Origin of the sequence: Shewanella sp. 10N.286.51.B8 (assembly GCF_041469325.1) — a bacterium.
Classification (GTDB): domain Bacteria; phylum Pseudomonadota; class Gammaproteobacteria; order Enterobacterales; family Shewanellaceae; genus Shewanella.
In genome coordinates this window covers 23,848-34,468 of sequence record NZ_JBFRKG010000005.1, presented here as the reverse complement: position 1 = coordinate 34,468, position 10,621 = coordinate 23,848, and the positions used below count along the sequence as shown (strand labels likewise).

At 41.1% G+C, this 10,621-nt stretch carries 6 protein-coding genes; 2 read left to right on the top strand and 4 right to left on the bottom strand.

Annotated features, from left to right (window positions below):
- Window positions 1-52 precede the first annotated feature (52 nt).
- On the bottom strand, window positions 53-316 hold the full coding sequence (locus AB4160_RS02295) for a TIGR02922 family protein (protein WP_102438134.1): 264 nt from the start codon (window positions 314-316) through the stop codon (window positions 53-55).
- A 326-nt stretch (window positions 317-642) separates the two neighbouring features.
- On the opposite strand from AB4160_RS02295, the gene AB4160_RS02290 reads away from it, so the two are divergent.
- Window positions 643-1,365 (top strand): YebC/PmpR family DNA-binding transcriptional regulator, encoded by a 723-nt coding sequence (locus tag AB4160_RS02290; RefSeq protein ID WP_102438132.1) that lies wholly within the window; start codon window positions 643-645, stop codon window positions 1,363-1,365.
- Between the two features lie 110 nt (window positions 1,366-1,475).
- On the opposite strand, the gene hpf is transcribed toward AB4160_RS02290, so the two are convergent.
- From hpf to AB4160_RS02275, 3 genes are all read right to left on the bottom strand, one after another.
- The gene (hpf, locus tag AB4160_RS02285) at window positions 1,476-1,832 is read right to left on the bottom strand and encodes a ribosome hibernation-promoting factor, HPF/YfiA family (RefSeq protein WP_102477203.1); all 357 of its coding nucleotides are present in this window, start codon (window positions 1,830-1,832) and stop codon (window positions 1,476-1,478) included.
- Between the two features lie 497 nt (window positions 1,833-2,329).
- Window positions 2,330-6,658, bottom strand: a complete 4,329-nt coding sequence (locus AB4160_RS02280; RefSeq protein ID WP_372003484.1) for an alpha-1,6-glucosidase domain-containing protein — start codon at window positions 6,656-6,658, stop codon at window positions 2,330-2,332.
- A gap of 78 nt (window positions 6,659-6,736) precedes the next feature.
- Window positions 6,737-9,730, bottom strand: coding sequence for a TonB-dependent receptor (locus AB4160_RS02275; protein ID WP_372003482.1), 2,994 nt, complete (start codon window positions 9,728-9,730; stop codon window positions 6,737-6,739).
- A gap of 412 nt (window positions 9,731-10,142) precedes the next feature.
- On the opposite strand from AB4160_RS02275, the gene AB4160_RS02270 reads away from it, so the two are divergent.
- Window positions 10,143-10,586, top strand: a complete 444-nt coding sequence (locus AB4160_RS02270; RefSeq protein ID WP_102438126.1) for an OsmC family protein — start codon at window positions 10,143-10,145, stop codon at window positions 10,584-10,586.
- The last annotated feature ends 35 nt before the right edge of the window (window positions 10,587-10,621 follow it).

Here is a 10,621-nt window from a genome sequence, read left to right as displayed (position 1 = left end):
CGCCCTAGTTTTATTTAATGATGTTAGTTGCTGTTTGATTATAAAAAATTAGTTAGTTACCAATCATTTTTTGTTGAGAATAAACTCGCTCGCCCAAGGTGTTAAGCACTGTGCACTCACCATCAAGCACGGCAATAATCGACTTACCCTCTCGAAACTCATCGGGCAATATTACCCTTCCAGCGGCACTGACATGCAACCCTTTCAGTACAGTGTTATTCATAGATAGACCTGCCGGAGCATCATAAAATAGTACCGTTACTGTCGCTTTATTATCTTTATCAACTGTGGCTAACGGCTGCGTTACTTCTGTCATAAGTTCACTCTCATCCTTATAAAGCGGCTAACATGACTATTAGTTCCCTTATGATAAGTCTAGTCATGAATTATTGATTTATCGAGAAACTGAACAACATATTACTTACAAAGGTATTGTTAATTTGACCTAGCTCACTGCTTAATGATGATTTTGTTCAAAAATTAGGGGGAATTTTAATATCTACAGCGGTCATTTTTGTGCTGCTGGCAAGAAAATGAGCAAAAACCAGTAAAATTAACATTGAAACAGATACAGCCCCTAAACAGTTGCGATAATTTTTGCTAGAATCATCGACAATTTTTCGATATAAGACTGAGATTAAGATGGGAAGAGCATACCAAAACCGCAAAGAATCTATGGCTAAAACCGCTGGCCAAAAAACGCGTTTATACTCGCGCTACGGTAAAGAGATATATGTTTCAGCTAAAAATGGTGGTGTTGATCCTGACGGTAACTTAGCATTACGCAGCTTAATTGCACGAGCGAAAAAAGACCAAGTACCGACTCATGTTATCGAACGTGCCATTGAAAAAGCCAAAGGCGGTGGCGGTGAAGATTATGATACCGCGCGTTATGAAGGTTTTGGCCCTGGTGGATGTTCAGTCATCGTAGATTGCTTAACTGACAATGTGAAACGTACTTTCACTGAAGTGCGTCAAGCTTTCGTTAAAAATGATGCTAAGTTAGGTGGACCTGGTACTGTTGCTCACAGTTTTGACCACCAAGCCGTATTTGTATTTCCTGGTGATGACGATGAAGCCGTTTTAGAATTGCTGATGATGGCTGATGTGGACGTGACTGATGTTGAGTTAGAAGATGGCATGATCAGCGTTTTCTCACCAATCACTGAATACAATAAAGTCCGTGTGGCATTAACTGAAGATAATGCAGACATCGAATTTGAAGTTGAACATATCACATTTGTACCTCAGGCCATGACCGAAGTGACCGGTGAAGATGTTGAAACCTTCGATAAATTTATTGCTGCTTTAGAAGACTGTGATGACGTACAAAACGTTTATCACAATGCTGAGATTAACGACTAACAGCAACAGCTCTTACGCCAGCCCTAAAGCGGATGAGCCCAATAAAAACGCAGTCAATAGACTGCGTTTTTTTATGGCTTACCTTTGTAGCTAAAATAAGGGCAAGTCGCTTATTTTAATTCCATTTCTTGAACTTTTTCATAAGCTATTTCAGGTGCTGTAACCTCGGGCTTCTGATGTAAATCTGCTTTTAATTGTCCTTTTCGATGCTTGAGTGCGGCATCAAGTTTTTTACCTGCTTGGGTAAGTGCTGGGTACATAACGGGATCTGACGCTTTGGCAGCGATTCGGCTACCTTCATAGTTTGTGGTAATTTCTACTTCAAACTCGCCGTGCTCTTTTGAAATAATAATATCGAGTGATATTAGCGTTGGGAAATGACTGGCTATTTTAGTGAATTTTTGATTGACGTGTTCTTTTACAGTATCAGTAACATCGACATGGTGACCCGAAAGATTTATTTTCATAGATAAATATCCTTTAATAATATAGCGACGCTATATACTTCACTTTCTTTAAGCAATTTTATTCTTACACCAGTATATTTGAGGACTTGTGTCCTAGAACTCAAGGGAAGTTGGATAAATTTTTGTTAACATTACAAAAATTTCTCACTACCACCTCATACTAGTGTTAATTATTTTGTTTGCAGCGATTCATTTGTCTTACAACTTCAGTATAGACATAAAATTAAAACAAAATCTGCAACTTTTGTCGTGTTTGCACTTTATTTGTGCATTTAGCTGTTTTTTAAGAAAATTAACCTTCAAAATAGTTTAAAAATCAGCCAAAGAAGCTAAATTAAGGCACAGTTCAAGCGTCCATGGCCTCAAGTTAATCTATGACTAAAAGTGATAATTCACGCTTTACACTCACTTTTAAGCACTGGAGTGGATTTCATAAAAAACCCAGCATAAGCTGGGTTTTGTTATATCGGTCATTTGAGATAAGTTTATCGTTAAAGTCAGTTAACTTTGGTTACCGACAAGGTGGGAGAGCTCGCACTGGGGCCAGTTACCGTAAATCGATATGTGCCAGCATCTGCAGCATTAAAATTCATATTAGCCCCTTTGGATGCCAATGACTGCATTTCACCTTCTAACACCGTTTCTTCGCCAGCAATAGCACCAAAATCAACAGTAGACCAATCTGCAGTAGCAATCTTAAATTCATGATTGCCCGCCTCTAAAGCGATATCAACATGGTAAACCGAAGAACCTTGGTAAGTTAGTGCATCAACTTCACCCCAGCCATTCATTCCGCCACGAATATACACAGTATTAGTGCCAAACATTTCTGTTTTATTGACAGTTAGCATTGGCTCTAAACGATTACTCATATTAAAAGTAAAAGTGTACATTTCTTCAGTTTCAAAGTTGAGACTCATATTCGTCCCTGCAACCGCTAACGCTTTGGCAGTATCTAAGGTCACTGCACCATTATCATCTAAACTGCCGTAATCAACTGTAGACCAATCACTTGAGGCAACTTTAAATTCATGGTTTGCTGCTGATACCAATATTTCTGCTTGGTAAATACTGCCACCCATGTAAACCAATTCATTGGTTTCGCCCCAACCATTCATGCCGCCACGAACATAAACACTAGTGCCAACGAAAGGCTCTTCGTTGTATACGGTTAGCACTGGGTTATCTTTATCTGCTGCATTAAGTGAGAACACATAAGTCCCATCAAGTGTTGCGGTAAAGCTTAAATTTGCGCCCGCTCTAGCAAGTGGCTCAGCTACGTCTTCATCAACTCCCGCTTCGGCATCTGACACGCCGCCAAAGTCCACAGTGCTCCAATCACTGGATGCCACTTTAAAGTCATAGCCACCCGCGGCTAAAGTAATTGCAACGCGATATTCACCACTACCAATATAGGTAAAGCTATCCACTTCACCCCAGCCATTCATGCCACCACGAACAAATACTTCAGTGCTGCCATATGGCACAACATCTGGCGCACCCGCTGTAGCATTAGCACTTAAACCTGCACCTTGTGTATCACCTTGGTTTTTCACAAACACTGCTGTGGTATAAGCCGGTACAGTAAACGTGCCCTCTTCAGTCCCCTCACTAAAGTTGGCACTTTGCACTGTGGTGTCAATCGACATAGATAAACTTGGATGCAAACTAAACCCAGATGCAGTCGGCACTGTATGAGACTGCTCACTTTCACTGCCGTTGATCATCACCACCATGGCATCAACTGAAGGGTCTATATCAGTTAAATCAGCACCATCATCAATACTCATCACAATTACGCCCTGAGTTTGATTCTTGCCAATATTATGGAAACCAACACGGTCAATAATGTCTTGCTCAGTCGTTAAACGCAGTAGTGGGCTCGTTTTACGTATAGATAAAAACTCATTAAAGACGTTAGAAGCAAACTCAATTTCAGACATAGAGGCAGCTGAATTAGGATTACCCGCAAGCGCAATAATTTGCTCCATTTTGGCAGCATTATCTTGCTCTAACGGTAAGCCGACATTCCAGTTATTACTGCCTTTAGTAAAGTCGACCCAGTTAAACCAATCGCCGGAATCATAAGTATTTCGGTCTAATGATTTCGAGCGCAACATGTCGCCACCCATTTGTAAAAATGGAATACCTTGGCTCATTAATGGAATCGTAGCAGCAATATTTTGCACTCGTACGCGGCTATCTAACGATAAACCAATATCATTTGAATACTGTAAAATATCCCATAAGGTTTCGTTATCATGCTTTGATACATAGTTAATACTGTCTGCAGGATCTAAGGTGTAAGCTGTTGGCTGTGAGTTCCAGCTAAAGCTACTCCCTGTGGCAGTATTGCCGTTAAAGTCTTTTAAGACGTAGTTTTGTAAGTTACCTGCCATTGATAAGCGCAGCGTATCTTGGTCACGCAAATAATCATCTTTTTGCTCAGAAGCAAATAAAGCCCCCCCTCGAACGGCCTCACGAATACGGTCATTAAAGGTACCGACTTCACTGCCTGCCATATTGGCTTGAGTGGCCTGTTCAAACAATCGATTATCGGCGACTTCACCAAAGTTCCAACCTTCACCATAGAAGTAGTTATCAGCATCAACCGCTTGAACGGCATCACGGGCAGCTAAAATACTGCTCTTAGGCATATGACCCATCACGTCGAATCGGAAACCATCAAAACCATATTGCTCAGCTAAAATCACCATTGAATCAGAGACAAACTTATCCATCATTCGATGTTCAGTGGCGGTATTATCACAACAGGTGGATGATTCAATGTTACCGCTAATTTCGTTATAACGGTGGTAATAACCTGGCACGACTTTATCGAGCACTGAGTTATCCCAAAGCCCAGATGAACTGGTATGGTTATACACCACATCTAACACGACTCTTAGCCCTAACTCATGTAAAGCTAAGTTCATTTCACGTAACTCTCTAACTCGAGCAATGCCATCGGCATCGCTAGCATAACTGCCTTCTGGGGCAATAAAATGCTGAGGGTCATACCCCCAGTTAAAGCTGTCATAGCCGCGCATAGCTTCAACTAATGCTTGGGCATCTTTTGAGCCTGGTAATGCTCCTTCTAGGATTGATTCAATTGTGGCTGATTTATCTTGGGTAACACAGGCATCTGCACTGTCTTCAATCTTGTCACACAAGGTGCCTAAAGTGTCTGTGATATCAACTCGCTCTGCCGGATCTTCATTAACAGTAGCGATATCATTGACAGGCAATAAATGAAAATGAGTCACGCCACTTTCAGCTAATTTACGTAGATGCTCAACAGGTGCACTACCCGCTTCAGTAAAGGCTAAATACTTACCTCGGTTTTCTGCGCTAGTGCTTTCATCGCGAGCACTAAAATCACGAACATGACCTTCGTAAATCACGATATCTTCAGGATTGGCAACCGTCATGACTTCGTGGTCATCCCAACCATCAGGTTTTAAGTCATCATCACTTAAGTTAATAAATTGACTATAGCGGCCATTGGTTGACACATTCAGAGAATAAGGGTCCGTTGATTCAAGTGTTTCAATGGCTTTAGTTACAGGATGGAAAACAATGAGTTCGTAACGGTAATACATTCTGTCTAAGCTCATATCACCGCTAAATGACCAAATCCCCGTTTCAGCATCTAAGGTCATCGACTCAGTACGGGTTAAGTTTTTAGCTGCATCATAAACTTTCAAATTCACTGTTTGAGCTGTTGGTGCCCAGACTTTCGCCATGATGTTACTGCCATCATAGATTATGCCTAAGTCAGCTTCATCAGCATCATTCTCACCAGTGGTGTACAGTGCATCAAGTACTTTAGCGGCTTGAACATGAGTTGCTGCAACAGGTTTGTTGTCACCATCATATGCCGCCATCACTAACTGATTTTTAGCGATAACTTTTGCTTCATCTGCGCTGAAGTTTGCTTCATAGGCTGGCCAGTCAGCTAAATGAGGCACTAAGGCTTTTTGGGCATCAGTGAGTTCACTAGTGACTACTTCTACTTGTGTTCCACTGATATTGCCTGCGATATCGCTCTCAATACCTGCGGTTGCAGAATGATGAATGACAAACTTTGCAATTCCGTCCGCTGACTGATTCCATACAAAAGTATTTTGATCTAACCAATGGGCACTTGCCCCCTCAATAGAGAAACCGACATCCAATATAGGGAAGTTATAGACATCAGGAGTGCCATCAATTGTAAAATTAGCCCGATCAAATTGAGCCTCTATTGCAGTAGAATCTTCATAAGCCTTGAGGTTAACCGACAAATCACCTGCAGATAACGCCTTGGTATCACCATCATGGATAATAAATTGGGCACACTCTGAGTACCCTTCTTTAAGATTAAGGATCCAATAAGCACCGTAGTTTTCATCAACACCATCAAACAGGTGGCCATTACTCCATTCTGTGGAGTCAAACGGTGGGGCATAGCTATTACAGGCATCGTTATTCCAAGTATGGAGCCTGTATGCCGAATAATTCGGATTCGTTTCGGTGTTATTATTATCCTTCAAGCGGTTGTAATATAGAACAGCTTGATTTTCACCAGCTAAAACCACAGGTAAAGGTAAACTGTCGTTATAACCAACAATACAAGCTTCATTTTTGGCATCAGGGAAAGTCGGTGCTTTACACACTTTTGCTGGCGGAGCCACACATTCAGTGCCTGTAGAGTTGGGAATGTTTGGCGAACTACAAGTCAATAATACCTCACCAGGTTCTGATGATTCACTACCACAGCCTGTCAATGCAGTGATACTAGCTGCAACCGCAGTCAATTTTATTATTTTAGAAATACTCATCATGAGTGGGCTCTCCCCATTGAATATGTTTTTATCAAACGTGATACTTGGTGTTTATTCTCTCGATTTTCTTTCAAGTGATTACATTGCATAAGTGAACCCCAAATAATATTCACGCCCAAAATATTGAATCGTTCCTGTTTTTTGCTGGGTGCCAAAATAACTTTTGGTGGGTTCATCGGTTAAATTGTTTACTTGAAATAACACACCTAACCCATCTGTGACTTGATAAGACGCTTGATAGTCAATGACTGTTTCACCATCAAAGTTGACCACTTGTTCATTAATGGCAACTTGTTCTGACACAAACTCATCGCGATAACGCGCACTCACTCGGGTTTCAAACCCTTCATAGGAATAGAACAGTGTTGCATTAGCAACGTTATTAGATAATCCAGCTAATGATTGAATCGTTGTATCGCCACCTAAACTGGTGATAGATTCAACCTCTGATTCGGTATAGGAATAACTGGCATTAAAGCCTAAGCCTGACCAAGCATCAGGTAAGGTTGAAAATACTTGGGTATAAGCTAATTCCAGGCCGCGGATGTAGCCACCGTTAGCATTATTTACTGCGGTGGTATAAGTGCCGTTATAGGTGGGTACACGGGAATTATTATCAAGCTCTTTGTATTCTGGGACATTAAAGCCATTCCCTGCAAAATCGAAATCAGTGATACCAATGGTATCAATGAATGAGTCAATATTTTTGTAGAATACTGCGGCAACTATCGCACCGTCATCGAGGTAGTATTCATAAGATAAATCATACTGATCGGCATAAAATGGTTTTAAGAAAGGATTGTTAGTACTGGAACCATTGATTTCGCCATCATCTGAAACCGTTGCACTAATGTCCCCAGCAAGACGATTAATTGGCGGGCGAGACATCACTTTCGCGGCCGCAAAGCGCAATTGGGACTCATCATTTAATTTGAAATTAAGGTTTATCGATGGCAAATAATCTGTATAGCTAATACCTTGAACTGTGGGCGCGTAATATTGATTAATAATACCAATTTCGTCAGTGATATTTTGCGCACCTAATGTAGCCTCTCCTTCAACGTTTTGAAGCATAGTGGCAGACTGGTCAGTGTTAACCACACGCACGCCAAAGTTACCCGTTATAGGCAAGCTGCCTATTTCTAGATCGATATTAGCCATCACATAACCGGAAAAGACCTCTTCGTATACCTCCCCACTTTGCAGCATGGTCCATGAGTAACCATTTTCATAACCTTTCGCGTCAATGACTCCAGCAGCATTACCCCAAGTTTGAACAGGTTGCGGTGTGCCATCAGGGAACCATGCATTGAGGGCTTTATCTACATCAATCGCTAGATATGAAGGGAAGTAACCAAAGTCCCCTTCCCAGTCGACCACTGTGGCCATTTCATCAGTTAACCTTAGTGGTGGTTGCGATTCAGAAAAAGCGTTATCAGCACCATATTCAAATACCGAGCGATCATTTGAGTAGGTACGATCAGAGTAGCGACCACCAAACTCTATACTTGAGATAAAATCATTTTCAAGTTCATAGGTGAAATCTAAACGAAATGCAGTTAATTCATCCTCATTTACAAAGGGGTAAATACCGTATTTACTCACCATAACTTTATCTATATTTGAAAAGTCATCAGCCTGATTAAAACCCACATCAGGTAGATTTAAACCATTAAGTAGATAGTTAATTGCCACATCATTATCAAATATGGGTGAATCGATGGTGGCATCTTCTGCAACGTTAGACCATAGCAAACCATTACGGAAATCACTTTTAGCTGACGATAACGACACATCTAAATTTACATTTAAGTTATCAGTGACTTGCCAATCAGCATTGATGCCAAAGCTGTTTACTTCATCAAAATCTTGATTGTCATCGTTGACGATTTCAACGCGAGTATTACTGTCTTTTGATTTACGCCCGAAATTACCACCAACCACCGCATTACCATCTAATACAGGGTTATGAATATTGGCATTTTCACCATCAAGTTTTACCCTAAAACCACGAGCAAAAGCTTCACTATCAAAACGAGAAATAAAAGCGTCCGCCTTCAGGACAAAGTTTTCAACAGGTGCCCACTCAATAGCCCCCATGTAGCCATTTCGGGTTTCAACACCGCCTAAATGTTGTAACTCGAAGCCTTCACCTAGGTATTCTTTATGAACATTGCTCATGTCACCGTCATCGCCAACAGGGCCATTAGTATCATTCTCTAAGCCATCAACATCTAACAAGCCATTATAAGCAAAACCTACAAATTGCGTCGCGACGCTTGGCTGTTCAAGACGGGCATAGCCCACTGCCACACCTAGAGTATCTTCTAGGAACTTGCCTTGGTATGAGAAACTTAAGCGGTGGCCGAACTCTTCAGCACCATAAACTTCATCAGCGCGGTCGTTATACATGCCACGTACATTGGCGGTAAAGTTATGTTGTTTTTCTTTACTTAATGGGCTGACTGTCGTCAGTTCAACAGTACCTGCTACACCACCTTCAATCAGTGAAGCTTTTGGCGATTTATAAACGGCTGCTGAACTAATTAACTCTGAAGGGTATTGGTCAAACTCAATGCTACGAGAACCACTGGTGGATACTTGCTCACGCCCATTCAAGGTTGAGAAAACAAAGTCGCCTGACATACCACGAATATTAATCTCAGCCGCCTGACCGCCTGTTCGTACCGCTGAAATACCCGGTAATCGCGTTAATGCATCGGCCATTGATACATCAGGCAGTGCACCTAAGTCATCTGCTGATAGTTGCTCAGAAACGGTATCCCCATAGCGTTTTGAGTTAAGAGAATCGATCAAACTACGGCTGTAGCCAGTAACACTGATCACTTCAATGTCAGTATCTTCTGCGACACTGTTTGCTTCAGCATTATCTGCAACAGCATTGCTAGCACTACTGTTATCGGTCGTAGTGTTATTATTGACCGCATCAGCGACCTGGTTTTTTTCTGTATTGATTTCATCGGCAGCAAGCGCTATATCGGATGAAAAAGCAAATCCGACCCCCGCAGCAGCTAGCGCTAGCGATAACACACTAGGTTTACAATTGAACATTGAGTTTCCCCTCACCTTACTGACTTTATAGTCACCCAACATTCAGTTATACGACTCAGACTAATGGAATATCAGGCATTATTATCCCGATATACTAGACATGGTTCAGCGCTAGCCTCAATTTACTGCATACGTATTCATAACATATTATTAACATACCAATTATTACAATAGTCGCTAAGTTGATGTAATCCAATGCTAAAATCGGTTTGCTAATTATGATTAATATTTACACTATCCGCGGCAATCCACTTTTGGCTATAGGCTAGTCATTAAATATCTAAGGGGAGGTAGATTTCGTCACTCACTCAGGTAGAATACTTTTCAGCTAAACCATTTGAGTAATGCTTCTAATCACAGTTTTAACCAGATTACTCACTAAGTGTTTGAAATTGTAAACAAAGGATAAATGATGGGTTTTAAGTTAACGGTAAAATGGCAAGCAGATCATTTTGATCATCAAGCGCCAGAGTTTAACCGGGATCACCAAATCGAATTTGGTACAGGCCAAGTTGTTCACGCCTCTTCTGCGCCTGAATATAAAGGCAATGAAGCCAAGGTTAATCCTGAAGAAAGTTTGCTTGCGGCCTTATCCTCTTGCCACATGCTAACCTTTTTAGCCATTGCCCATTTAAAACGCCTAACAGTTGAAACCTATGTTGATAATGCCAAAGCAGAACTAGGCAAAAATGATAACGGTAAGCTGTCAGTCACCAAAATGACCTTAAATCCAGTGGTAACTTTTGCAGAAGGCATTGAAGTCAGTCAGGAAGTGATAAATAAAATCCATGACAAAGCCCACGCCAATTGCTTTATCGCCAATAGTGTTAATTCTGAAGTAGCAATTAACGGCTGATAAATACCTGCTAAAGGCTGTATTTACAAATAAAA

Bases quoted from the DNA above. Each gene is read 5' to 3' on its own strand.
- AB4160_RS02275 (WP_372003482.1), bottom strand. From the start codon at position 9,730: ATGTTCAATTGTAAACCTAGTGTGTTATCGCTAGCGCTAGCTGCTGCG.
- hpf (WP_102477203.1), bottom strand. From the start codon at position 1,832: ATGAAAATAAATCTTTCGGGTCACCATGTCGATGTTACTGATACTGTA.
- AB4160_RS02295 (WP_102438134.1), bottom strand. From the start codon at position 316: ATGACAGAAGTAACGCAGCCGTTAGCCACAGTTGATAAAGATAATAAA.
- AB4160_RS02280 (WP_372003484.1), bottom strand. From the start codon at position 6,658: ATGATGAGTATTTCTAAAATAATAAAATTGACTGCGGTTGCAGCTAGT.
- AB4160_RS02290 (WP_102438132.1), top strand. From the start codon at position 643: ATGGGAAGAGCATACCAAAACCGCAAAGAATCTATGGCTAAAACCGCT.
- AB4160_RS02270 (WP_102438126.1), top strand. From the start codon at position 10,143: ATGGGTTTTAAGTTAACGGTAAAATGGCAAGCAGATCATTTTGATCAT.